The organism is Streptomyces sp. UG1 (genome assembly GCF_049974585.1).
Lineage (GTDB): Bacteria > Actinomycetota > Actinomycetes > Streptomycetales > Streptomycetaceae > Streptomyces.
The window spans coordinates 41,007-62,738 of sequence record NZ_JBNGGG010000012.1 but is presented as its reverse complement, the minus strand read 5'-3'; the positions used below and the strand labels follow the sequence as shown (position 1 = coordinate 62,738).

The window sequence follows — 21,732 nt, the reverse complement described above, 5'->3', positions numbered from 1 at the left end:
TTCTCCTCTTCCTCGGGGCGGGCCGGACGGGCGAAGGCCCGCCCGGCCGCCGGGAGCGAGTCCCGGTGCCTGGCTAGGGGGTGTTCCTCGGCGTGGAGCGGCGCGTTCGGGCGGTGGTGCGTCCGTTTCTGCCGCGGCCGGTACCCCGTTTCCTCCGGCTCCGGCCGGCGGGGCCCGTGTGCTCGCTCTGCTCGGTGACCGGTGCGGTGAGGATGACGGGCACGCCGGAGGGGGGCCGGGCGCCGGTGATGCGGTGCAGCTCGGCCTCGCCCGGACGGACCCGGACCGAACGCGGTGTGATGCCGGCGTCGGCCATCAGACGGTCCACCGCGCGACGCTGGTGCGGCAGGACGAGGGTGACGACGGTGCCGGACTCGCCGGCGCGGGCGGTACGGCCACCGCGGTGCAGGTAGTCCTTGTGATCGCCGGGCGGGTCGACGTTCACGACGAGGTCGAGGTCGTCGACGTGGATCCCGCGGGCGGCGACGTTGGTGGCCACCAGGACCGTGACATGGCCGTCCTTGAACTGGGCGAGCGTCCGGGTGCGCTGCGGCTGGGACTTGCCTCCGTGGAGGGCCGAGGCGCGCACGCCGACGGACAGCAGGTGCCTGGCCAGTCGGTTGGCCGCGTGCTTGGTGTCCAGGAACATGATCACTCGCCCGTCGCGTGCGGCGATCTCGGTCGCGGTGGCGTGCTTGTCGCCGTCGTGCACGTGCAGCAGATGGTGCTCCATGGTGCTGACGGAGCCGGCGGACGGGTCGACCGAGTGGACCACGGGGTCGTGGAGGTAGCGGCGTACCAGGAGGTCGATGTTGCGGTCCAGGGTGGCCGAGAACAGCAACCGCTGGCCGCCCGGCCCCACTTGGTCGAGGAGTGCGGTCACCTGCGGCATGAACCCCATGTCGGCCATCTGGTCGGCTTCGTCCAGGACGGTGACGGCGACCTGGTCCAGCCGGCAGTCGTCCCGTTCGATGAGGTCCCTGAGGCGCCCGGGCGTCGCGATGACGACCTCGGCTCCGCCGCGCAGCGCACTCGCCTGGCGGCCGATGGCCATGCCGCCCACCACGGTGGCGAGCCGCAGACGCAGGGCGCGCGCATAGGGGGCGAGCGCGTCGGTGACCTGCTGGGCCAGTTCCCGGGTGGGTACGAGGACGAGAGCGAGCGGCTGCCGGGGCCGGGCCCGCTGCCCGTCCAGCCGGGCCAGCACGGGCAGGCCGAAGGCGAGCGTCTTGCCAGAGCCGGTGCGCCCCCGGCCGAGCACGTCCCGTCCGGCCAGCGCGTTCGGCAGTGTGGCCGCCTGGATCGGGAAGGGCACGGTCACGCCCTCGGCGCGGAGCGCGGTCAGCAGACGTTCGGGCATGTCCAGTTCGGCGAACGTGCCGACCGCCGGCAGCGGCACCGTGCGGGTGACCGGCAGGGTGAACTCCTGTGGGCGCGCCGCGGAGCGTGCCCCCGGAACGCGGTTTCTGCCTGCCGAGCGCGCGGAGCTTCCGCCGGTACGGAAGCGACCGGAACCACCGCCGGTACGACGGGTGCGGTTCATGGAGGAACCTTCCTCGATGCGGCGTATCGAGGAATTCCGTCCAGCGGGGGAGGCCGAACGAGGATTCGCAAGAATGAGCCGAAAAAGAAAACGAAAAGGCCCGCACCCCAAGAGTGCGGGCCTTGGTCGAACGTTTCGCGTCAGCGTCAGGCAGGAACGATGTTCTCGGCCTGCGGGCCCTTCTGGCCCTGCGTGACGTCGAAGGTAACCTTCTGGCCTTCCTGAAGCTCGCGGAAGCCCTGGGTGGCGATGTTCGAGTAGTGGGCGAAGACGTCCGGGCCGCCGCCCTCCTGCTCGATGAAGCCGAAGCCCTTTTCCGCGTTGAACCACTTCACGATGCCAGATGCCATATTGAATCTCCCTTTGGGGGCAGTGTCGGACTCCGCACTTTACGGATCCGAGTCGCCGCTGTGATCGCCCCTCCGGAAAGATCCGGAAAGCTTTGCAAAGAATTAAATCTCCGCCAACCAAAACTGCAACGGGTATCACGTTAACACAGGATCGGTGGAAGAGGTCACGGATTTTCGGGATCGAGTGGAAATTCTCATTCCGCCGCCTTCCGTGTTTCTGTAGCCGCGGGACTAGATATCCGCGCCGCCCTCGTCCAGCTTCCGGCGCATTTCCCGGTTCAGGCGCAGGGCGTCGTCGAGCTGGTCCTCGAGGGAGATGATGCGGCACGCGGCCTCGATGGGGGTGCCCTGGTCGACGAGTTCGCGGGCGCGGGCTGCCCTGCGCAACTGGCGGCGGGAGTACCGGCGGTGGCCGCCCTCCGAACGCAGCGGAGTGATCAGCTCGGCCTCGCCGACGGCGCGCAGGAAGGCCGGGGTGATGCCGAGGACGGCGGCGGCCCGGCCCATGGTGTAGGCGGGGTAGTCGTCGTCGTCGAGGTTCCCGGCGACGGGGGCGTTCTCAGCGGGCATGGCACCTTCGTTGTCGGGATGCGGCGAGGGGCCCGGCCGTGCGCGGCACCCGTGCTCCGAAGGGGCCGGCACCGTCTGCCTCGTGCGACAACCCTAACTCCGGCGGGTCCGGAGAGTGTCCTCGCCGTGACAATCTTTCGCCTGCCGCGCAGGCCGGGCCGAACGGTCCGCACGGGCCGCACGGGGCGTCGGCGACACGCCGTGACACCGCTACCGCGACGAACGCCACATCGGCGATGACTCCGAGGACGACGGCCACGAGCAGGAGCAGCAGGAAGCCGGTACGCCATGTCGCGGTAGCGGAAGGTCGTCTCCTCCTGCCCGGCGGGCAGCCCGGACATCGGCCGCACGGATCATGACGGCGCCGTGGACCCGCCGGCGGAGGGGGACGAGGACGGCTCGGCACCGGTGTCCACGAGGATCTGCCCGGCCCCTTTGAGGTTGTCGGCACGCACCGCCTGGCCCATCGCTGCCCGCGCCGCGCCGGGCGGCGTGTCCGGCGGTACGACGAGCAGGGAGAAGAGGTCCTGACCGCCGCGGGTGACCAGGACGGTGTCGTCGCCCACGGACGACGCGTCGATGTGCACGACCCGGCCGTCGACGACCAGGCGCGTCGGCAGCCCGTCCCAGGCGGCGGAGTCCAGCCCGACCCGGGTGACGGTTCCGAGGTGCTCGGTCAGCGCGTTGACCAGGCCGGGCAGCTCTGCGGCGACATCACGGGAGCGCGGCCACCAGGCACCGTCGAGGACTCCTCGGCGGTCATGTGTCGTTTCCAACCGCAGAAGGGCCGTCCCGGGGCGTACGGACTGGTGGACGCCGTCCGGAAGGAGCCCCGACGCGGGCGGGGGATCGGTACCGGGCACTGTGCTCACCTGCCTGTGCGGGTTCCGGCAGCGGCTCACGACCATGGGCCGACGGGGCCCGGAGCCGACGTACCGGACTCATGTCCCACGCTACTCCTGGCCCGGTCCGTCAGCCGGGCTCGTCGGTGTGTGTGCGCTGGGCCTGGGAACGGCTGCTGTCCAGCCAGGGCGAGGGCGCGGGCGGGGCGTCGGCGGCGTGGCGGGTGTCGACCGTCAGGTGGAGCAGGGTGCCGCGCCCGTCCGGGCCGGTGGGATAGCTGCGGGGTTCGTCGGACGCGAACACCTGGCGCAGGGCATGCACGACCCGTTGCGCCGTGGCGGGGTCCGTCGCGACGACGCGTACCTCGGCGAGCCCCTCGCCCACGGGCGGGGTCCACCGGACCTCGGGGGTGCTGTCGACGTCGTCGGAGCGCTCGGACATCGATCGCATGGACGTCACCGCTCTCCACTGCCGTCGCCTCCGGTAGTTCCACCGTACGCCCGAGCCGCCCCGGTCGTACGTGGGCGGGAGTACGGTGAAATGGCCGAGGGTTCTTCGTGCGCCGGCTCCCGCGTCGGTGCCGTTCTCGGCGGACGACGACGCCGGGCCGGTCCCGTCCGGCCCCAGGGCAGGACACGCCTCATGACCGTCAACGGGCCCGATCAGAGGGGTCGACAGGGGCCGTCGCCTCTGGAAGGGGAACGTATCCGCCCCCTGTCCCGATGGCAGATCGAGGACCGGCTGCGGGAACTGGGCGACCTGTACGCGCAGACCTCCGGAGGCGGTCCGCGGGCGTGGAACCAGGACCGCGAGCTCTTCCTGCGCCGACTTGCCGTCGAGGTGCAACGGCCGGGTTTCGCCCTGCTGGTCGCGGAGAGGGGCGTGCTCCGGGAAGCGGCCGGGGTGGACGTCGTACTGACGGGATGCGCGTACGGCTTTCCGATACGAGCGCACGGGCCCTGGTGGCGAGGTCTGGACCGGTATCTCCCGCGGGACCTGCGCAGTCTCGCCGCCTGCGGGAGGCTCTTCGCGATCGCCGGGCTCGTGGTTCATTCCGAGGTGCGCACCCAGAACCAGGCCCGTGCCTGGAACCTTGCCCGGCGCCTGCAGCGCCGACTGCTCGCCGACCACTCCGCCGGACTCACCGACCATCCCGCCGTGCTCGGCGTCATGCTGGTGGACCGCCGCGACACCGTGACCCTTCGGGCACTGCGTTCCTGGGGATGGCGCCCCGTGGCGGCCGACTCCAAGGACGCACCCGGTTCGACGCGATGCCGCGCCCTGGTCGTGGGGCCGTGACGGCCTGCGGACGTATCCGGTACGCGACGTCCGGTGCCGCGGACCGCTCAGATGCTCAGGCGGTTGTCGTCCTCCGGATGCGCGGATGGTTCTCCAGCGCCCACCGCACGGTCTTCGGCGGGCGTCCGAGCAGGGTTTCCAGCTCGTCGGTGATGCCGCCGTATCCTCCGCGGCCGATGATCCGGGTCAGGGTCTTCAGATGCTCCGCGATGTGCGGGTACGCGGACATGCCGGTGTCCACGTAGGTCTCGTTCCAGGTTTCGATGTCTTCGGGAACATACGTGACCGGGCGCCCCAGCACGGCCGCGAAGTCCTCCGCGATCCCGTGCATGTCCTTGAGCTCCGGACCGGTGAGCGCGTAGGACTTGGAGAGGTGCGGCGCCGGGTCGGCGAGGATCTTCGCGCACAGTTCCGCGACGTCGTAACCGGCGATGGGCGCGAGCCGGTGGTCACCGAAGGGCAGGCGCAGTTCACCGTCGGCCAGTGAGCCCAGGGCCAGCCAGGTCAGGATGGGGTTCTCGACGAAGAAGGCCGCCCGCACGTTGACGGTCGGGACGCCGGACCACTCCAGCACCCGCTCGGCGACCCAGTGGGCCCGTTGCTGCGGCGACCAGTCGGCGACGAGTCCGCCGAGCCACGCGCGCCGCTCCGCCTCCGGCGCGGTCATCCTGTCGAACGTCATGAACGACTGCTCGTACTCGGAGATGTTGACGAACACCTCGATGTCGCCCTGGGCCCGCGCCGCCGCGGCCATCAGGCTCACGGCGTCGGTGTAGTACGGCGACAGGCTCATGCTGAAGTAGATGCGCCGCACCCCCTTCAGTGCGGCCGTCACGTCGGCGATGGTGAGCAGGTCACCGACGAAGACCTCGGCGCCGGCCCGGCGGAGCGAGTGCGCGCGTTCGTCGTCCTGGCGTACGAACGCCCGTACCCGGTGCCCTTGTCCAAGCAGCATGTCGACCATCGTCCGGCTCACACCACCGATCTCGCCGGCGGCACCGGTGATCAGGATGGGATTGCGCTCTGGCATCAAGGTGTCCTCTGTCTGGTGGGGTGGCGGGAGTGGGGTGGGGTTCGAAAACCCCGGGCGGCGCCTGCGCGTCAGCCGGCCAGCTGGTTCATCCTGCGGATCTGCTTGTCGAAGACCCCGGCGGGAGCGAGGCGGCGCAGTACGCGTGCGCGTCCGGCCAAGGGTCCTGCGGTGTAGCGCGGCTTCGGCTTCGGGTCGGTGGCCGCCGCGACGATCGCCTTGGCGACGACGCCGGGGTCGTCGCCGCCCCTGACCGCCTGCGCCATCACGCGGTCGACGGTCTGCCGCTGCTGCGCGTACATGTGCAGGGGGGTGTCGGGCTTGGCACTGTTGGCCTCGAATCCGGTCCGGGTGTAGGCGGGTTCGACGATGAGCGCCCGGACGCCGTGGTCACGGATCTCGTGGTCCAGGGACTCGGTGTAGCCCTCGATCGCGTGCTTGGAGGCGGCGTAGGCGGCCATGTAGGGCTGGGGCAGGAACCCGAGCACGGACGAGATGTTGATGACGCGCCCGCGTCGCTGAGCGCGCATGTGCGGCAGCACCTCGTTCACCATGCGCATGACCCCGAAGACGTTGGTGTCGAAGACGGACCGGGCTTGCTCGACGGAGGTCTCCTCCGCCGCGCCCATCGAGCCGACGCCCGCGTTGTTGACCAGGACGTCTATCCGCCCGAACCGCTCGCTCACCTCCTGAACCGCGGCGGTGACCGAGGTGTCGCTGACCACGTCGAGGTCGAGGAACGTCACACCGCCGAGCGGGGTGACGCGTGAGGTGTCGCGGCCGGTGCCGACCACGTCGAAACCCGCTGCGACCAGGGCGAGCGCGGTTTCCTTCCCGATGCCGGATGACGCACCTGTCACGAGTGCCACCGGCCGGTCTGTCGTCATCATGGACTCCCTCACTCACTCGAAACCGATCGGTTTCCGCTACCGTAAACCGATCGGTTTCCATGCGCAAGCCCAAGCAGGGGGTGGCGTCATGGGCGGGATCAGTGCGCAGGAGAGGCGTGCGCAGTCAGTCGTATCTCTTCGCGCCGAGCGGGCCGTGCAGGTGATGCAGGTGATGGCGGACGCCTACGCGCAGATGATCTCGACGCGCCTCGAAACGCTCTTGCTGCAGATGCGGGGACGCGTCAGCGTACGCCTGCCGTGTCGAGCAGGGTGGTCACGGTGGGTGCGACGAGCCCCGTCAGGTTGTCGGCCTGAATCCCCGCGCGGGCGCTCGCGCCGTCGAAGACCAGGCTGAGCTGCCGGGCCAGCAGATCGGGATCGCCCGCCCCGCCCTGCTCGGCCTCGGCGCGGAAGAAGGCCGTCAGATTCGCCTTGACCTGATGGGCGACCCGGCTCGCGGGGTGACTCTGGTCCTTGAGCTCGATCTGCACGGCCAGGTACCGGCAGCCGCGGAACTCGGGCGCCCCCGCCTGCGATTCCACCTGCTCGAAGGCATGCAGGATCCGCTCGCGGGGTGACCGGCCGTCGTCCGCCGCGGGCAGGAGGGTCGCCACATAGGCGGAGGCGCGCTCCTTCAGGCTTGCCGCCAGGAGTTCGTCCTTGCTCTCGAAGAGCTGGTACATGGAGCGCTTCGACACCCCCGCCGCCTTGCACAGCGCCTCGACGCCGATGCTCACGCCGTCTCGATAGGTGAGCGTGGCCGCCGCCTCCAGCAGCCGCTCCCTGGGGCTCGGTTTCACTTCGGTGGTCATACCGCGAGGTTAACCCGAGGCGGACCGAAATAGAAACCGATCGGTTTCCCCGTCGGCTTGCGCGTGGAAACCGATCGGTTTACGCTAGCTGGAAACCGATCGGTTTCTCACTCTGCGGAGGCAGTCATGACCGTTTTGAAGGGCGCAAAAGTCTTCGTCACCGGCGGCAGCCGCGGCATAGGCAAGGCGCTGGTGGAGGAGCTGTACACGCGCGGCGCCGGCAAGGTCTACGCCACCGCCCGCGACCCGCACACCGTGACGCACCCGGATGCGGTCCCGGTCGCGCTGGAGGTCACCGACCCGGCCTCCGTGGCGGCCGCCGCAGCGCAGGCGGGGGACGTCACCGTACTGATCAACCATGCGGGTGCCGCGGTCGGCGCGTCCTTCCTCGACTCCCCGGTCGACGACGTGCGCCGGGAGTTCGAGACCAACTTCTACGGCCCGCTCCTTCTCACCCGGGCCTTCGTGCCGGTCATCGAGCGCAACGGCGGCGGCCACCTCCTCAACGTGCACTCCGTGCTCTCCTGGCTGGCCCTCGGCGGCTCCTACAGCGCCTCCAAGGCCGCCCTGTGGTCGCAGACCAACTCCCTGCGCCTGGAGCTGCAGCCGCGCGGCATCGCCGTCACCGGACTGCACGTCGGCTACGTCGACACGGACCTGGCGGCGGACGTCGACGCACCCAAGTCCGACCCCCGGGACGTGGCCGCCCTCGCCCTCGACGGCATCGAGACGGGTGCGTACGAGGTGCTCGCCGACGACATCTCGCGGCAGGTCAAGACGGGCCTGGCCGGCGACCTGGCGGGGCTGTACGCCCAGCTGGCGAAGTAACCCCTTCACACCCGAGGAGTCGGCGAGATGCCCAGCCACGAGTCACGTCCCACGATCCGCATTCCGGGGACCACCAGCCACACCATCGCCCCGCGCACCGGACTTGACGGCCGCGAGGGAACGCTGCGCTACCTCAAGGCGGGCACCGGCGCTCCCCTGGTCCTGCTGCACACCGTGCGCACCCAGGCCGAGCACTTCCGCCACCTCGTCCCGCTGATCGCGGACCGGTACACCGTGTACGCCCTCGACCTGCCCGGGATGGGCTACTCCGAGATCGTGCCCGGGGCGTCGTACGACGAGCCGGCGATGCGCGCGGGCGTAAAGCGGCTCCTGACCGAACTCGACCTCCACGACGTGACGTTGGTGGGGGAGTCCATGGGGGCGGTGCTCGCCCTGACCACCGCGGCCGATCTGCCGGAGCGGGTACGGCGCGTCGTCGCGGTGAACACATACGACTTCCCCGGCGGAATCGCCCGCTCCAGCCTCCTCGCCCGCGTGGTGGTCAGCGGTGTCCTCACCCCCGGAGTGGGGCCGGTGATCGCCGGGGTGGAGCCCAAGCCCGCCCTCGGCAAGATCCTGCGGGGCGGGCTCGGCGACAAGAGCGCACTGCGGGAGGACTACGTGGACGAGCTCCTCCAGGTGGGCGCCCGCCCCGGCTACCCGACCGTCGCCCGAGCCGTGTACCAGAGCCTGCCCAGCCTCATCGCGGCCCGCTCGCGCTACCCCGAGGTCAAGGCTCCCGTCCACCTCGTCTACGGCGAGAAGGACTGGTCCCGCCCCTCGGACCGGCAGGCCAACAAGGGGCTGCTTCCGGCCGCCGACTTCACCCAGGTGCCGAAGGCCGGCCACTTCATCGCCCTGGAACGGCCCGACGTGCTGGCCGACCTGCTGAACGCGGTGGCCTGAGTACGACACCGTACGGTGGACCGCCGCCCTCCCCGCCTCCAACGGGATCGGTCGGCATGATCGAGGGCAGACGCTTCGGCCATACCCAGTGGATGGCGGCGCTGTCGAACGCCCTGCCACACATCGGCGTCGACGACCTCCCCGCGAACTCACTCCCGCCGCACCCGCCCCGAACACCATCGGGACGGCCCCAACACCGAGCCGGTCCGCCGAAGGCACCGGCGCCGCGGCTGGGTGACGTGCAGGTCGCCCTCCCCGTCGTCGCAGCCGTCCGGCCCCGGCATGGTCAGCGCGATGTACTTGCCGGATGCCGCGACGAACAGGCGTGAGAGTCGTGCGATGCCCTTGCGGCAGCGTGATGCCGGCCTGCGTACAACGGCTGTCGGAGCGTCCCTGCCCTTTCGGCCCACCGACCCTTGCTCTTGAGCCGTCCTGTTCCGCCGAAGACCTCAGCCTTCCTCCCGGTCGGCTCATGGCATCGCGGAGTGAGGGGAGCGCGAGCCTCTCCGCCCCGCTTCGCTCCCGGGTGATTCGTAGCGCGGCTGGTTCGTGCTGGGCGTCGCTGGTGCACGCGCGAGAGAATGGACATCGCGTACGGCTGGGGAGTGACCATGCGGGACCGGCTACGGCTGATGGATCTGCTGGCCGCCCTGTCGGTGGCCACCGATCTCGGCATGGGGCGACCGCCGGAGACGGCGATCCGGTCGTGCCTGCTGGCAACCGGTCTGGCCCGCGCCCTCGACCTGCCCGACGGGCAGGTACGTGGCGTCTACCTCGCCTCACTGCTGCGCCACCTCGGCTGTACGGCCACTGCGGCCGTCGAGGCCCGCCTGTACGGGGGCGACGAGCTGGCGTCACGGCCGGCCGCCGAACCCGCGGACTTCGGCGACGTCCGGGAGATGCTCGCCCTGACGCTCGGCACTGGCCGGGGCACGGGCGTGCACCGTCCGCGCCTGGTCACCCGGGCCGTGGTGGGCAACCTCCAGCACGGGAAAACAATCTTCCAGTCCATCTGTGAGGCGGGTTCACTGCTCGCCTGCCGGCTCGGGCTCGACCGGGAGGTCCGGGACTGTCTGTACCAGCAGTTCGAGCGGTGGGACGGCAAAGGGCTGCCGCAGGGGCTGGCCAAGGACGAGATCGTGCTCCCGGCACGGATCAGCGAAGTGGCCAACCAGGCACTGCTGTTCCACCTCAAAGGCGGGCCGGAGGCAGCCATGGAGATGGTCGAGCGACGGGCCGGTGGATGGTTCGACCCGTCGGTCGTCGACGTCTTCGGGCGCCGCGGTAGCGCCCTGCTGCGCGAGATCGACGCCGTGGATCCGTGGGAGGCGGTCCTGGAAGCCGAGCCGCCGCCCGTGAGGTACATCAGCGGGGGCGGGCTCGACCATGTGGCGCGCGCCTTCGCGGACATGGTCGATCTCAAGGCGACCTACCTGCTGGGGCACTCGGCGGGAGTCGCCGAGCTGGCCGAAGGAGCCGCCCGCTCGCTCGGGCTGGCGCAACGCGAGGTCGAGGACCTGCGGCGCGCCGCCCTCCTGCACGACCTGGGGCGGGTCGGCGTCCCCAGCGGGATCTGGGACAAGCCCGGCCCCGTGACTCGTACGGAACGCGAGCAGATCCGGCTGCACCCCTACCACACGGAGCGGATCCTGGCCTGCTCGCACGTCCTCGAACCGCTGGGGCGCATCGCGGGTCTGCATCACGAACGACTGGACGGCAGCGGCTACCACCATGGGCTGTCGGCTGCCGGGATCCCCATGACCGCCCGGCTCCTCGCGGCCGCCGACACCCTCCAGGCGGCCACCCAGGACCGCCCTCACAGGCCCGCACGCAGCCCGGCCCGGGCCGCCGACCTGCTGGCCGAGGAGGCCGCGGCCGGTCGTCTCGATCCCGACTGCGTGCGGGCCGTCGTCGATGCCGCCGGGCAGGCGCCGTCACCGGTACGGCCGAACCGGCCCGCCGGGCTCACGGACCGGGAGGTCGACGTCCTGCGTCTGCTGGCCCGCGGCCTGTCGAACAAGGAGATCGCGAGCGGGCTCGTGATCTCGCGCCGTACCGCCGAGCACCACGTCCAGCACATCTACGGCAAGATCGGCAACTCCACTCGCGCGGCCGCCGCCCTGTTCGCCATGGAGCACGACCTCCTGCGGGGCTGAGCCGCCGTACCGGATCGTGCGGTCACCATGCGTGCGGTCACGATGCGAGGAACTCCCGTACGACGGCCGCCACCATGGCGGGGTCGGTTCGGTGGGCGATGTGCGCGTGACCGTCGAGGAGGCGGATCCGGGCACCGGGGATCGCCGCCGCTGCCTTCTCGGTGGCCTGCTCGAGGGCCGGTGGGCTCTGCGTACCGGACAGCAGCAGCGTGCGCGCCGTGATCCCCTCGAACCGGCCCGGCCGGTACACCCAGCCCTCCTCGGCACGTGCCTCCCGTGCCACGGTCGGTGCCACGGCCACGCGGCGGGCCCACTCCGGGCCGGACCGCATGGCACGGATCTGGTCGTCGGTGAATTCGAGGACGTCGCGGAGCACCAGGACGATGGCCGCCTCGTCGTCGCCGTCGGCGAGTGCCTTCTCGACCTCCTCGATCCAGCCCTCGGGGTAGGCGAGCCCGAGGCTGGGCTCGTACAACAGCAGGTGGCTGATGTTCCCCGTGAGCGTCGCACCGCCCATCGCAAGGCTCGCCCCGTAGGAGTGGCCCCACACGGCGACCGGGCCGCCGACCTGCGCGGCAACCGTGTCGACCACGGCGGCGACGTCCTCGAACTCCCGCTCGATCGCATACGTGGCGCCGTCGCCGCTCGCGCCGAAGCCGCGACGGTCCATGGCGAACGTGGTGATGCCTGTACGGAGCTCGCCCACCAGGGCGGACGAAATGGTGTGGTCCTGCAGCGATCCGTGCACCATCACCAACGCCGGTCCCTCGCCCTCGACCCAGACCACGATCGTGGTCCCGTCGGGTGCCCGGACGTCGAACCGGTCGGCGGCGGCGCGGCCCTTGCGCACGCTGTTCATGTCCGTGCCCCCGGATCGGCCCCGCTGTACGGCCGGGACATGAACGCCACGACCTCCTGCACGAACGCCGCCGGATGCGTCACGTGCGGAATGTGGCCCGCACCGGCGTAGACGACGTGCTCGGCCTGCGGCAACAGTTCCGCGAGCCGCGTCAGCACCGGCCGGAACAGCGGCGGGCTCCGGTCGCCGGACGTGAGCAGCACCGGCCCGCGATACCGGGCCAGCGCGGTCTCGTCGATGGTTGCGACGGCGGGGTCGTTCCCCTCGTCGAGGTACGTCGGGGCGTTCTCGACGAACGTCCGCCGCATGCCCTCGGGCATCCGCGCCCAGCTGCCGGGCCCAAGAGCCACCGCGTCCACGAACAACTCCGCCGCACCGGCGTGGTCGCCCGCGGAGATACGGCGCAGCACTTCCGCGAGCGGCCCGCGCCCGACGGCCTCGTACGCGGCGGCCTCGGGACTGCCCTGGGCGAGCAGGGACCACAGTGGCGGCTCGTGCACGACGATCCCGCGCAGCACGTCCGGGCGGGCCGCGGCCAGCTGCAGTGTGATGACCGCGCCGGCCGAATTGCCGACGACCCATGCGGGGGCCGCTCCGAGCTCCTCGATCAGCGCGGCGAGGTCGGCCACGTCCTCGTCGAAACTGCCCTGCCCGGGGAGGCGCTCGCTGGCGCTGTGGCCCCGGCGGTCGTAGGTGACGACACGGAAATGGGGGACCAGGCCGGGTACGACCGGATCCCAGTTGTGGTGCGAACCCCAACTGCCGTGCACGAGAACGAGCGGAACCGGCCCGTCCCCGGTCGACTCGTACGCGATGCGCACCCCGTTGACCCGAATGAATTCCACGGGCTCCGCCGAGGCGACGGCGCCTCCACCGATGCGTGCCATCGCTGCCGCTCCTCTCCTCGACTCTCCTCGAAGGACAGCATCAGGCTCGCTCCACGACCGTCGACCGCGCATCGGCAGACCTACCCATCTGCTGCCGGGGCCGGCGAGTCGGGCGAAGAGTCAGGCTGCCGGACTCGCCGTCCTTCGGGAGACCGGTTCGATGTGGGCGAAGGCACTGCGGGCGTTCCACGTAGGGAACGCTCGTACGAGCCAGGAGGGGCCGTGGAGCTGGATGCGGCGGTCCCGGACGGCATCGGCCCAGGTCTGCTGACCGGCGTGCCATTTGACGAAGGCTTCGGCTTCCGCCGTGATGTAGAGGTCCTCGTCGAGGCCGGGGTACGTCTTGCAGATCTCGGTGTCGCCGTGGTCGATCAGCAGCCAGTACCGCTCGGGGCGCGGGCGGCCGGTGAAGTCGAAGCGGATGACGACGCGCCGGTCCGGGAGCCGGTCTCGGCGGAGCATGTTGCACATCGACCACAGCGCCACGAAGGGATCGAGGTGCTCGGGGGCGATCTCGAGCCAGGCCGCACCCCACTCGCCGAGTGACACGCAGACCTTGAACAGGTCGTGCCCCGCGGGCGTGAGCTCGTAGTGGCTTCCGCGCCCGTCGGGCTTGGGTGCCGCCCTGACGATGCCGAAGCGTTCGAGCTGCTTGAGCCGCTGAGAGAGCAGGGTGCGGGAGAGCCCGGGGGCGCCCTGAAGGATCTCGCCGAAGCTTCCGCAGCCCAGGTACAGGTTGCGGATGATCAACGGCGTCCAGCGCTCGGCGAAGATCTCGGCACCACGGGCGATCGGGCAGTACTGGCCGTAGCTCCGCACGCCATCAGTGTCGCACTCCCGCCCCGGCCCCTGAAGTCCAGATTCCTGACTTCACACCCGAGGCCTGAAGAGGTGCGATGAGATCGATGCGCGAGGAGATGGGAGAGGGGTCTCCGAGCAGGTCGGCCACCCGAACGAGGAGGCGAGGGCCATGAAGATCGACGGGTTCCGAGGCCGGCTGATCACCCGCGACCACGCCGACTACGACACCGCCCGAGCCGTGTGGAACGGCGCCGTGGACCGGCGCCCCCGGCTGATCGCCCGATGCGGAGGGACCGCCGACGTGGCCGCGGCCGTGCGTTTCGCCCGCGATCACGACCTGGAGATCGCTGTGCGGGGCGGTGGCCACAACGTGGCCGGCACCGCGGTGTGCGACGACGGGATCGTCATCGACCTCTCGGCGATGCGGGCGGTGTCCGTCGACCCCGCCGACCGCACGGCCTGGGTCCAGGGCGGTGCCCTCTGGGCCGACGTCGACCACGAGACGCAGGCTCACGGGCTGGCCACCACCGGCGGCATCGTGAGCCACACCGGCGTCGCCGGGCTGACCCTCGGCGGCGGCATCGGCTTCCTCATGCGCAAACACGGGCTCGCCGTCGACAACCTGCTGGCCGCCGAGGTCGTCACCGCCGACGGCGGCATCCTCCGTGCGTCCGCCGACGACCACCCCGATCTGTTCTGGGCACTGCGCGGTGGCGGCGGCAACTTCGGCGTCGTCACCCGGTTCCGGTTCGCGCTGCATCCCGTCGGCCCGACGGTCCTGGCCGGACCCGTCTTCTGGGCGGCCGAGGACACCACCGAAGTCCTGCGCTTCTACCGGGACTTCGCCGCCGCGGCACCCGACGAACTCGGCACCGTGGTCAGGCTCGGAACCGTGCCCCCGCTGCCCGTCATCCCCGAAGAGCTGCACTGGCGGCCCGCCATCGCCGTGGTCTGCTGCCACGTCGGCCCGATCGCCGACGGCGAGCGCGCGGTGGAGACCCTGCGACGGCAGGGGACGCCGCTGGTGGATCTGCTCGCACCCAAGCCGTACTCCGCCCACCAGAGCGCCACCGACGACACCACGCCCCACGGCTGGCACTACCACTGGAAGTCCACGGACCTCGCCGACCTGTCCGACCACACCGTCTCCGTCATCGCCGACCACGCCTACCGCGCCGGCTCGCCCCGGTCGTACGCGGTGATGTTCCACATGGGCGGCGCCGTCACCCGAGCCACCCGCACCGCCACCGCCTACGCCGGCCGCGACGTGGCCCACAACATCAACATCGACGCCGCATGGCTGCCCGGTGAGTCGGACGAGCACGCCGCAGCCGAGACCGCGTGGGCGCGGCGGTTCCTCCAGGCCCTTCGACCGCACCGCGCAGGCAGCGTCTACGTCAACTTCCTTGATTCCGACGACGGCGACAGCCGTGTCCGAGAGGCGTACGGCGAGCACGTCTTTCGGCGACTGACCGAGGTCAAGGTCAAGTACGACCCCGACAACACCTTCCACTGCAACAAGAACATTCACCCCGGCTGAGCAGGGCATGCTGCTGACCGGTGGTCTGCGCGAAGGCGGTGCGGCCTGCAGGGCACACGCCGTATGCGGGCCGGGTTGCCGTCAGGCTCGGTTGAGCCGGGCGGCGATGCCATGACCGATCAGCAAATACATGACGGCCGGGAGGCCGTAGTTGAGGATGACGCGCAGGCCTTCTGTGTCCATTGTGAAAATGTCCTGCGACCACCAGGCCAGCAAGTCCGCCGTTCCCTGTACGAACTCGACGAATACGTTCGCCCGGTTCGCATCGAGCAGGAAAAGCAGGATCCACAGGCCCAGCAGCCCTGCCGCAACGTCGGCGATCGTGCAGACCGTGAGCGCCGTGCGCCGTGAGGTGGGCTGTCGGCGTACGGAGCGCTCCGGCCCCGGGGGTTGGTGGTGCGTCTGATATCCGGGAGCCGGGTCCATGTTGCTCATACCAAATCCGATCTGACGCGGTGTCGTGTCGGCACACTCGCCCCGGACGCTGAAATGCAGACCGGTTCGGCGCCCCGCTGCTGCCTATCCCTGCGTCCTTCAGGCCCTACCGCGTTACACCCTCATCCGCGATGACCCAAATATGGCTTCCTATTCAGGAACTTACTCAGATTTCCACGTCCGAGGGAACATTTGCCGATGGAATGGAAGCCTGCTGTCGACGCGACCGAATCATGGCGACGACGAGTGCGCACACCTTCATGAAGGTGCGGAACCCACGGTCATCACCGTCCGCCCGTGACGCCTCCTGGCGCTCTGCGCTCTCTGGTGTGACAGCCCTCTCCTCCGATGCGCTGTAGGGGGTGGACCCAGGGCCCAGGGGTCCCGCGGCGCCCGCTCGCCCCCGTTTTCGAGCAGGTGGTCGCGCATGAGGGGCAGGCAGGTGTGTTCCCCCGTCGCCTGCCTGCCCCATGCGTCATTGCTGGGACGCGACGCGATGGGCGAGGTGTGACGGCCTCCGACCAGGTCCTCGGGCGCCTCGTGGCACTCCGTCGAGGCGTCGCAGCCGCCGGGCGTGCCAGACCGGGCCGCATGAGCTTCACGACGTGGGTGGGCGGTTCTCGCTGGTGCCGGATCGGCGCCGGCGCAACATCGGATAGAACCCGCCCAACCTCAGCCCGAGCAGGAAGCTCACCACATATCCGATCACGCCAGTTGGCCGAGCTGATCGGTGAACTCACCACCCGGAGCCGGACTCCCCGCATCTTGGCCGGTGGCCTTCATGAGTGCTCCTTGTTCGGACTATGAGCAAACGATGACGGCGGGCGGCCGGGCACGTGGAGGCTGTTGCGCTGGGGGCATGAACAGCCATCACAAGTCCCGTTCCCGTTCTCCTCACCGCCCGGCCCGCAGCGCCCTGAGCGCGGTCACCGCGGTCTCCGCGGTCGCCGCGCTCGGCCTCACCCTGGCCGGCTGCGGTGAGAAGGGCACCGGTACCAGGGACGAGGGGAAGAGCAAGACGACGGCGAGCACCGATACGAAGGTGCTCTGGCTCGGCGACTCCATCGCGGGCGCGCAAGCTCCCGCTCTGGGCGCCGCCCTGAAGGCCAGTGGAGTGGAGTTCAAGGACTCCTCTTCGGACGGTGGGGGCACGATCGTCGACAGCGGCGAGAAGATCACGCAGATGATCGCCGGCGACACATGGAAGCGACTGGCCAAGGACATCGAGTCGTTCCGTCCCACCGTGGTCGCCTACCAAGTCACGACGTACGACTGGGGAAGCCAGGAGCAGCAGCGGGCCGCCTACGAGAGGGTCGTCGACACGGCCAGCAACGCCGGGGCCGAGGTGGTGTTCGTCTCGCCCCCGCCCATCAGGATCGACGGGTTCTACAAGCAGCACGAGGCGCAGATGCGCACCGCTCCCGAGACAGCCGCGGAGGTCGCCGGGAAGAGCGGTGGCACGGCGGCGTTCTTCGACGCCTCGCAGGTGTGGGGCACCGACGCCTCGGCGGCGAAGGCGCAGCGTGCCCCGGACGGGATCCACAACTGCCAGCAGGGGGCGGCCGCCTTCGCCAAGTGGTTCACCGGCAAGCTCGGCAAGCAGGAGAGCTTCACGCCGGCGTCGGTGGACACCTGGGCCCAGGAGTCCTGGACCGGCGACGAGCGATACGGCAAGCTCCGCTGTGCCGTGTGACGGAACGGCCGACTTCATGCCTTCGCATCCCGGCCGAGCTCATGCGCCGAGTGGAAGTGCTCCGTTGTCTGAGCCCGCGCCCGCGCCCGCGGACGACGACCGCACGGTGTCGGCCCGGCGCCGTGCGGCGCGCCCCGGCGGGGTGGGCCGTGCGCACATAGCCGCCCTCGACGGGCTGCGCGGGTTCGCGGTCGCGGCCGTGCTGCTCTTCCACGCCGGGCGGCTGCCCGGCGGGTTTCTCGGCGTCGACCTGTTCTTCGTGCTGTCCGGGTTCCTGATCACCGGGCTGCTGCTCGGCGAGGCGACGGGGCGCGGCCGGATCGCCCTGGCCGCGTTCTGGGCCCGCCGTGCCCGCCGCCTGCTGCCCGCTCTCGTCTGTGTGGTGGTCGTGACCGTGCCGGCCACGTGGGCGTGGGGCAGCACTGAGCAGCTGCGCTTCGCGCTCGACGACCTGCCCTGGGTCGGGGCCCAAGCGGTCAACTGGCACTACATCACCGAGCAGATCGGCTACTGGAACGCCTCCGACACCCGCGTCTTCGCCCACCTGTGGAGCATCGGCGTGGAGTGGCAGTTCTACTTGGCCTGGCCGCTGGTGGCAGCGGTGGCCGCCCGGGGGCGGTGCGGTGAGCGGATCGTGGCCTCGCTCGCCGGAGCGGGTGCCCTGGTCTCCCTCGCCCTGACCGTCTCGCTCGGCGCCGCCGTGGACACCACCCGCGCCTACGAGGGCACCGACACCCGTGGCGCCGCCCTGCTGCTCGGGGCGCTCGCGGCCGCCGCGCCGGTGCGCAACCTCGTGTGCCGGATGCCGCGCCGCGCGGCTGACCTGGTCTGCCTGGTCCTGGCCTGCGGACTGGCGGTGGCGTGGGCGGTGACCGGGGGCGAGAAGGCGCCCTTGCTCTTCCAGGGCGGGCTCTTCGTCCACTCCCTGGCCGCGGCCGTGCTGATCGTCCTGATGGCCCGGGTGCCGGGCACGTGGGCGGCACGGATCGCGGGCAGTCGCGTGCCGCGTGGCCTGGGAAAGCTGTCGTACAGCCTGTATCTGTGGCACTGGCCGGTCTACCTGCTGCTGTTGCCGCGGCTGTCGGCGCTCGGGGAGTGGGGCGGGACCGTCGTCGCGATCGCGGTTTCGCTGGTGGCCGCCGCGGTGACGAAGCGGTTCGTGGAGGACCCGGTGCGGTTCCGGGTGGGCTGGGCGCGGGGCAGCCGCGGTCTGATCGCGGTGCTCGCGCTGGCCCTGGCGGGAGCCGTCCTCTGGGCCGTGGTGCCCGAACCGGTTCCCGGGGCGGGCACGGTCGACGTCGACCGGCTGAGATGACCCCAACGGACAAGCAGCGCGCAGAGCACGCCTCCTGCTCGCCCGTACAGTGGACGACCAACGCGGTAGCCCAGGTGATCCGGAATGTCATGCTCGCTGCAGAAAGGACCCGTAGATGCCCCGCGTCCTGCTCATCGAGGACGATCCGGCCGTACGCCGAGGTGTCGTCCTGGGCCTGTCCCGCAACGGGCACGAGACCGAGGCGGTCGGCACCGGCGAGGACGGCCTCGATGCCCTGGTCGCCATCAAGCCCGATCTCGTGCTCCTCGATCTGATGCTCCCCGGCATGAGCGGCCTGGAGGTGTGCCGCCGCATCCGCGAGACCAGCCGGGTTCCCATCGTGGTCCTCTCCGCGCGCGGCGACGACATCGACGTCGTGATCGGCCTGGAGGCGGGCGCCGACGACTACGTCGTCAAACCCGCCGGCGCCGCGGTCATCGAGGCCCGGATGCGCGCGGTGCTGCGCCGCGTCGCCCCGGCCCAGGCCGGCACCGACGCGGGCGCCGGGCCGACCCGGTTGGGCGATCTCGACATCGACCGGGACGCGCTGATCGTCCGCAAGCACGGCGAAGAACTCCCGCTCGCCCCCTCCGAGTTGAAGCTGCTGCTCTTTCTCAGTGCGGCCCCGGGCCGGACCTTCGGCCGCCAGCAGCTGCTCGAGGACATCTGGGAGCACAGCTACTACGGGGACGCCCGCCTGGTCGACGCCTGCGTGATGCGGCTGCGCGCCAAGATCGAGGACGATCAACGCCGCCCGGTGTACGTCCAGACGGTGCGGGGCTTCGGTTACCGCTTCGGCCCGCTGCCCGCATGAAGCCCGCCCTGCCCCGCGGCCTGCGCCCGCGCCTGGTCGTGGCCTTTGTCCTCGTTGCCGCGCTCAGCGCGCTGATCACCGCCACGCTCACCTTCCGGCAGGCCCGCGGCGCGATCCTGGAACGCACCCAGAATGGCGCCGTCCACGACCTGCGGCTCCAGATCGACTCGCTCGCCCCCGACCTGCCGAACAACCCCACCGACACCGACCTGCGCGTCTTCGCGCGCGAGCTGGACCGTGCCTCGGCTTCGCGCGGCCGGCACACAGCCGTCTCCCGCGACGGCGGGCCGCTCATCGGCACCGCGGACGACGTCAGCAGCGCCCTGCGCGACGCGACGAAGAGCGGCGACGCCACCTTCTACGAGCGCGTGGAGCATGCCGACGGGCACCGACTGCACATCGGCATGCCGGTCAACTACACCGACCGGGGCAAGGAAGCGGGGAAACCCTCGGGGCTGGTCGTGTTCGCCGTTGTGCCGCTGGACGGCGAACGGGCCGACATCTCCGCTCTGATCACCGCGGCCTGGGCGGGCGCCGCACCGGCACTCGCCATCGCCGTCGTGCCCGCCCTGTTCGCGGCCCGCCGGGTGCTGCGTCCCGTACGGCAGCTGCGCACAGCCGCCGAGAAGATCACCTCGGGCGCCCTGGACACGCGCCTGGACGTCGTCGGCAAAGACGAACTCGCCACGCTGACCGGCACGTTCAACACCATGGCGGCCGCACTGGAGCGGGACGACGCCAAACTGCGCCGCATGGAGGCGGGCGCCCGCCGGTTCGCCGCGGACGTCTCGCACGAACTGCGGACTCCGCTCGCCGCGATGGCCGCCGTCACCGACGCCCTCGACGAGGACGCCCGCTCCGGCACGCTGCCCGCGGACACCGCCGACGCGGTCCTCCTCGTCAGCGACGAGACCCGCAAGCTGGCCGGCATGGTCGAGGACCTGATGGAGATCTCCCGCTTCGACGCGGGGGCAGCGGTGTTGCACCTGGACGACGTGAGTCTGCGCACCGTCGTCCACAAGACGCTCCACCTGCGCGGCTGGCGCGAGCCGGACGAGGTGATCACCGAGCTTCCCGAGGACGATCCGCGTATCCGGGTCGACGCGCGACGCATCGACGTCGTCCTCGCCAACCTGATCGGCAACGCGCTGCGCCACGGCGCCGCTCCCGTCACCGTCCGGGCCACTGCCACGCGGGAGTCCCTCGTGATCGACGTCGCCGACGACGGCCGCGGCATCCCCGACGAGGTCCTGCCGCATGTCTTCGACCGCTTCTACAAGGCCGACGCCGCGCGGGCCCGGTCCGGGGGCAGCGGCCTGGGACTGGCCATCGCGATGGAGAACGTACGACTGCACCACGGCACCCTCACCGCCGCCAACCTCCCGGACGGCGGCGCGGTGTTCACCGTCACGCTCCCGCGCACGCCCCGGCAGAAGGACCGGCCATGAAGCGCCGACTCACCTGTCTCATAGCCTTCTTCTGCGTGCTGTCGGCGGGCTGCGGCATCGGCTCCACCGGCCCCGTCCGAGCCGGCGGCCCGGCGTCCGGCCTTCGCGAACCGGGATCCGCGACCCACTATGCCCGGCTCTACTTCGTCGGCCCGTACGGCATCCAGCCCGCCACCCGCGAGGTCGACGCCCCCACAACTCCGCAACAGGCACTCGACCTGCTCCTCAAGGGCCCCGACGCCGCCGAACGCGCCCGCGGCCTGATCACCGAGGTCCCCCTGATGGACAAGAGACCGGTCGCGCGGGCCGCCGACGGCGCCGTGGATCTGCACCTCCCCGTGCCCGTCGCGAACATGACCGGCGGTGGCGGCCTCGGGCTCACCCAGATCATCTGCACCGCGGCCAACGCCCGTGCCGCCGACGGCAGACAACCTTCCGACGTGGACGTACGGGTCTACGAGAAGGGCTTCGGGACGCCCTGGACCATCCGCTGCAACGAGGCGGGAAACATCGTTCCCGCGCCCGAACCTGCCACGAGTCAGGGGGCCACCGGGTAGCAGGCGGACCATGTCCTCGGACTTTCACACAGGACCGGCCAGGGCGCGCTGCGAGCTTGGCCTGGGCTGCCTGGAGTCCGGGTGCCGGGGAGTCGCCCCTCGGCCCTTCTTGTTCACTCGGAGGTTCGCCCCGAAGAGCCGGCCGGGCCGGCCTCC

Annotated in this window: 22 protein-coding genes; 10 read left to right on the top strand and 12 right to left on the bottom strand. The window is 70.9% G+C overall.

Annotation, left to right across the window (positions count from 1 at the left end):
• Positions 1-73: 73 nt before the first annotated feature.
• The 5 genes from ACP4J3_RS15490 to ACP4J3_RS15470 form a co-directional block, all read right to left on the bottom strand.
• On the bottom strand, positions 74-1,543 hold the full coding sequence (locus ACP4J3_RS15490; protein ID WP_426534540.1) for a DEAD/DEAH box helicase: 1,470 nt from the start codon (positions 1,541-1,543) through the stop codon (positions 74-76).
• 146 nt (positions 1,544-1,689) lie between these two features.
• Positions 1,690-1,893, bottom strand: a complete 204-nt coding sequence (locus ACP4J3_RS15485) for a cold-shock protein (RefSeq protein WP_426534538.1) — start codon at positions 1,891-1,893, stop codon at positions 1,690-1,692.
• Positions 1,894-2,124: 231 nt separating this feature from the next.
• The gene (locus tag ACP4J3_RS15480) at positions 2,125-2,463 is read right to left on the bottom strand and encodes a MerR family transcriptional regulator (protein ID WP_426534536.1); all 339 of its coding nucleotides are present in this window, start codon (positions 2,461-2,463) and stop codon (positions 2,125-2,127) included.
• Between the two features lie 353 nt (positions 2,464-2,816).
• Positions 2,817-3,371: a DUF5994 family protein gene (locus ACP4J3_RS15475; protein ID WP_426534534.1), complete on the bottom strand. Its 555-nt coding sequence runs from the start codon at positions 3,369-3,371 to the stop codon at positions 2,817-2,819.
• Between the two features lie 64 nt (positions 3,372-3,435).
• Positions 3,436-3,756 carry a hypothetical protein gene (locus tag ACP4J3_RS15470; RefSeq protein WP_426534532.1) on the bottom strand — a complete coding sequence of 107 codons (321 nt, stop codon included), beginning with the start codon at positions 3,754-3,756 and terminating at the stop codon, positions 3,436-3,438.
• A gap of 192 nt (positions 3,757-3,948) precedes the next feature.
• Between ACP4J3_RS15470 and ACP4J3_RS15465 the strand changes: the two genes are divergently transcribed.
• Positions 3,949-4,605 carry a hypothetical protein gene (locus ACP4J3_RS15465; protein ID WP_426534530.1) on the top strand — a complete coding sequence of 219 codons (657 nt, stop codon included), beginning with the start codon at positions 3,949-3,951 and terminating at the stop codon, positions 4,603-4,605.
• Positions 4,606-4,660: 55 nt separating this feature from the next.
• Here ACP4J3_RS15465 and ACP4J3_RS15460 read toward each other — a convergent pair whose 3' ends face one another.
• From ACP4J3_RS15460 to ACP4J3_RS15450, 3 genes are all read right to left on the bottom strand, one after another.
• Entirely contained in the window at positions 4,661-5,635 is a 975-nt protein-coding gene (locus ACP4J3_RS15460) for an NAD(P)H-binding protein (RefSeq protein ID WP_426534528.1), read from the bottom strand.
• A 71-nt stretch (positions 5,636-5,706) separates the two neighbouring features.
• Positions 5,707-6,522: an oxidoreductase gene (locus ACP4J3_RS15455; RefSeq protein WP_426534805.1), complete on the bottom strand. Its 816-nt coding sequence runs from the start codon at positions 6,520-6,522 to the stop codon at positions 5,707-5,709.
• 245 nt (positions 6,523-6,767) lie between these two features.
• On the bottom strand, positions 6,768-7,337 hold the full coding sequence (locus ACP4J3_RS15450; protein WP_426534526.1) for a TetR/AcrR family transcriptional regulator: 570 nt from the start codon (positions 7,335-7,337) through the stop codon (positions 6,768-6,770).
• Between the two features lie 126 nt (positions 7,338-7,463).
• Here ACP4J3_RS15450 and ACP4J3_RS15445 point away from each other — a divergent pair, with 126 nt between their 5' ends.
• The 3 genes from ACP4J3_RS15445 to ACP4J3_RS15435 all read left to right on the top strand — a co-directional run bounded on the left by ACP4J3_RS15445 (position 7,464) and on the right by ACP4J3_RS15435 (position 11,227).
• Positions 7,464-8,165 carry an SDR family oxidoreductase gene (locus ACP4J3_RS15445; protein WP_426534524.1) on the top strand — a complete coding sequence of 234 codons (702 nt, stop codon included), beginning with the start codon at positions 7,464-7,466 and terminating at the stop codon, positions 8,163-8,165.
• 27 nt (positions 8,166-8,192) lie between these two features.
• Positions 8,193-9,071 (top strand): alpha/beta fold hydrolase, encoded by an 879-nt coding sequence (locus tag ACP4J3_RS15440; protein WP_426534522.1) that lies wholly within the window; start codon positions 8,193-8,195, stop codon positions 9,069-9,071.
• A 581-nt stretch (positions 9,072-9,652) separates the two neighbouring features.
• A complete protein-coding gene (locus ACP4J3_RS15435) occupies positions 9,653-11,227 on the top strand; it encodes an HD domain-containing phosphohydrolase (protein ID WP_426534520.1) in 1,575 nt (524 codons plus the stop codon).
• A 37-nt stretch (positions 11,228-11,264) separates the two neighbouring features.
• Here ACP4J3_RS15435 and ACP4J3_RS15430 read toward each other — a convergent pair whose 3' ends face one another.
• From ACP4J3_RS15430 to ACP4J3_RS15420, 3 genes are all read right to left on the bottom strand, one after another.
• Positions 11,265-12,086 carry an alpha/beta fold hydrolase gene (locus ACP4J3_RS15430; RefSeq protein WP_426534518.1) on the bottom strand — a complete coding sequence of 274 codons (822 nt, stop codon included), beginning with the start codon at positions 12,084-12,086 and terminating at the stop codon, positions 11,265-11,267.
• Positions 12,083-12,973: an alpha/beta fold hydrolase gene (locus ACP4J3_RS15425; protein ID WP_426534516.1), complete on the bottom strand. Its 891-nt coding sequence runs from the start codon at positions 12,971-12,973 to the stop codon at positions 12,083-12,085. The genes ACP4J3_RS15430 and ACP4J3_RS15425 overlap by 4 nt, the downstream gene beginning before the upstream one ends.
• Before the next feature lie 120 nt (positions 12,974-13,093).
• On the bottom strand, positions 13,094-13,792 hold the full coding sequence (locus tag ACP4J3_RS15420) for a winged helix-turn-helix transcriptional regulator (RefSeq protein WP_426534514.1): 699 nt from the start codon (positions 13,790-13,792) through the stop codon (positions 13,094-13,096).
• 151 nt (positions 13,793-13,943) lie between these two features.
• On the opposite strand from ACP4J3_RS15420, the gene ACP4J3_RS15415 reads away from it, so the two are divergent.
• Positions 13,944-15,314, top strand: a complete 1,371-nt coding sequence (locus ACP4J3_RS15415) for an FAD-binding oxidoreductase (protein WP_426534512.1) — start codon at positions 13,944-13,946, stop codon at positions 15,312-15,314.
• An 81-nt stretch (positions 15,315-15,395) separates the two neighbouring features.
• Here ACP4J3_RS15415 and ACP4J3_RS15410 read toward each other — a convergent pair whose 3' ends face one another.
• Positions 15,396-15,749 carry a hypothetical protein gene (locus ACP4J3_RS15410; RefSeq protein ID WP_426534510.1) on the bottom strand — a complete coding sequence of 118 codons (354 nt, stop codon included), beginning with the start codon at positions 15,747-15,749 and terminating at the stop codon, positions 15,396-15,398.
• Between the two features lie 859 nt (positions 15,750-16,608).
• Between ACP4J3_RS15410 and ACP4J3_RS15405 the strand changes: the two genes are divergently transcribed.
• From ACP4J3_RS15405 to ACP4J3_RS15385, 5 genes are all read left to right on the top strand, one after another.
• Positions 16,609-17,442, top strand: a complete 834-nt coding sequence (locus tag ACP4J3_RS15405; protein WP_426534508.1) for an SGNH/GDSL hydrolase family protein — start codon at positions 16,609-16,611, stop codon at positions 17,440-17,442.
• Positions 17,443-17,599: 157 nt separating this feature from the next.
• The gene (locus ACP4J3_RS15400) at positions 17,600-18,757 is read left to right on the top strand and encodes an acyltransferase family protein (RefSeq protein WP_426534803.1); all 1,158 of its coding nucleotides are present in this window, start codon (positions 17,600-17,602) and stop codon (positions 18,755-18,757) included.
• Between the two features lie 115 nt (positions 18,758-18,872).
• Complete coding sequence (locus ACP4J3_RS15395) at positions 18,873-19,571, top strand: response regulator (protein WP_426534506.1); 699 nt, start codon at positions 18,873-18,875, stop codon at positions 19,569-19,571.
• On the top strand, positions 19,568-21,019 hold the full coding sequence (locus tag ACP4J3_RS15390) for a sensor histidine kinase (RefSeq protein WP_426534504.1): 1,452 nt from the start codon (positions 19,568-19,570) through the stop codon (positions 21,017-21,019). The genes ACP4J3_RS15395 and ACP4J3_RS15390 overlap by 4 nt, the downstream gene beginning before the upstream one ends.
• Positions 21,016-21,576 carry a hypothetical protein gene (locus ACP4J3_RS15385; RefSeq protein WP_426534502.1) on the top strand — a complete coding sequence of 187 codons (561 nt, stop codon included), beginning with the start codon at positions 21,016-21,018 and terminating at the stop codon, positions 21,574-21,576. Before ACP4J3_RS15390 ends, ACP4J3_RS15385 begins: the two co-directional genes overlap by 4 nt.
• Positions 21,577-21,732 lie beyond the last annotated feature (156 nt).

Bases quoted from the DNA above. Each gene is read 5' to 3' on its own strand.
- ACP4J3_RS15490 (WP_426534540.1), bottom strand. From the start codon at position 1,543: ATGAACCGCACCCGTCGTACCGGCGGTGGTTCCGGTCGCTTCCGTACC.
- ACP4J3_RS15485 (WP_426534538.1), bottom strand. From the start codon at position 1,893: ATGGCATCTGGCATCGTGAAGTGGTTCAACGCGGAAAAGGGCTTCGGC.
- ACP4J3_RS15480 (WP_426534536.1), bottom strand. From the start codon at position 2,463: ATGCCCGCTGAGAACGCCCCCGTCGCCGGGAACCTCGACGACGACGAC.
- ACP4J3_RS15475 (WP_426534534.1), bottom strand. From the start codon at position 3,371: ATGGTCGTGAGCCGCTGCCGGAACCCGCACAGGCAGGTGAGCACAGTG.
- ACP4J3_RS15470 (WP_426534532.1), bottom strand. From the start codon at position 3,756: ATGCGATCGATGTCCGAGCGCTCCGACGACGTCGACAGCACCCCCGAG.
- ACP4J3_RS15465 (WP_426534530.1), top strand. From the start codon at position 3,949: ATGACCGTCAACGGGCCCGATCAGAGGGGTCGACAGGGGCCGTCGCCT.
- ACP4J3_RS15460 (WP_426534528.1), bottom strand. From the start codon at position 5,635: ATGCCAGAGCGCAATCCCATCCTGATCACCGGTGCCGCCGGCGAGATC.
- ACP4J3_RS15455 (WP_426534805.1), bottom strand. From the start codon at position 6,522: ATGACGACAGACCGGCCGGTGGCACTCGTGACAGGTGCGTCATCCGGC.
- ACP4J3_RS15450 (WP_426534526.1), bottom strand. From the start codon at position 7,337: ATGACCACCGAAGTGAAACCGAGCCCCAGGGAGCGGCTGCTGGAGGCG.
- ACP4J3_RS15445 (WP_426534524.1), top strand. From the start codon at position 7,464: ATGACCGTTTTGAAGGGCGCAAAAGTCTTCGTCACCGGCGGCAGCCGC.
- ACP4J3_RS15440 (WP_426534522.1), top strand. From the start codon at position 8,193: ATGCCCAGCCACGAGTCACGTCCCACGATCCGCATTCCGGGGACCACC.
- ACP4J3_RS15435 (WP_426534520.1), top strand. From the start codon at position 9,653: ATGGACATCGCGTACGGCTGGGGAGTGACCATGCGGGACCGGCTACGG.
- ACP4J3_RS15430 (WP_426534518.1), bottom strand. From the start codon at position 12,086: ATGAACAGCGTGCGCAAGGGCCGCGCCGCCGCCGACCGGTTCGACGTC.
- ACP4J3_RS15425 (WP_426534516.1), bottom strand. From the start codon at position 12,973: ATGGCACGCATCGGTGGAGGCGCCGTCGCCTCGGCGGAGCCCGTGGAA.
- ACP4J3_RS15415 (WP_426534512.1), top strand. From the start codon at position 13,944: ATGAAGATCGACGGGTTCCGAGGCCGGCTGATCACCCGCGACCACGCC.
- ACP4J3_RS15410 (WP_426534510.1), bottom strand. From the start codon at position 15,749: ATGAGCAACATGGACCCGGCTCCCGGATATCAGACGCACCACCAACCC.
- ACP4J3_RS15405 (WP_426534508.1), top strand. From the start codon at position 16,609: ATGAACAGCCATCACAAGTCCCGTTCCCGTTCTCCTCACCGCCCGGCC.
- ACP4J3_RS15395 (WP_426534506.1), top strand. From the start codon at position 18,873: ATGCCCCGCGTCCTGCTCATCGAGGACGATCCGGCCGTACGCCGAGGT.
- ACP4J3_RS15390 (WP_426534504.1), top strand. From the start codon at position 19,568: ATGAAGCCCGCCCTGCCCCGCGGCCTGCGCCCGCGCCTGGTCGTGGCC.
- ACP4J3_RS15385 (WP_426534502.1), top strand. From the start codon at position 21,016: ATGAAGCGCCGACTCACCTGTCTCATAGCCTTCTTCTGCGTGCTGTCG.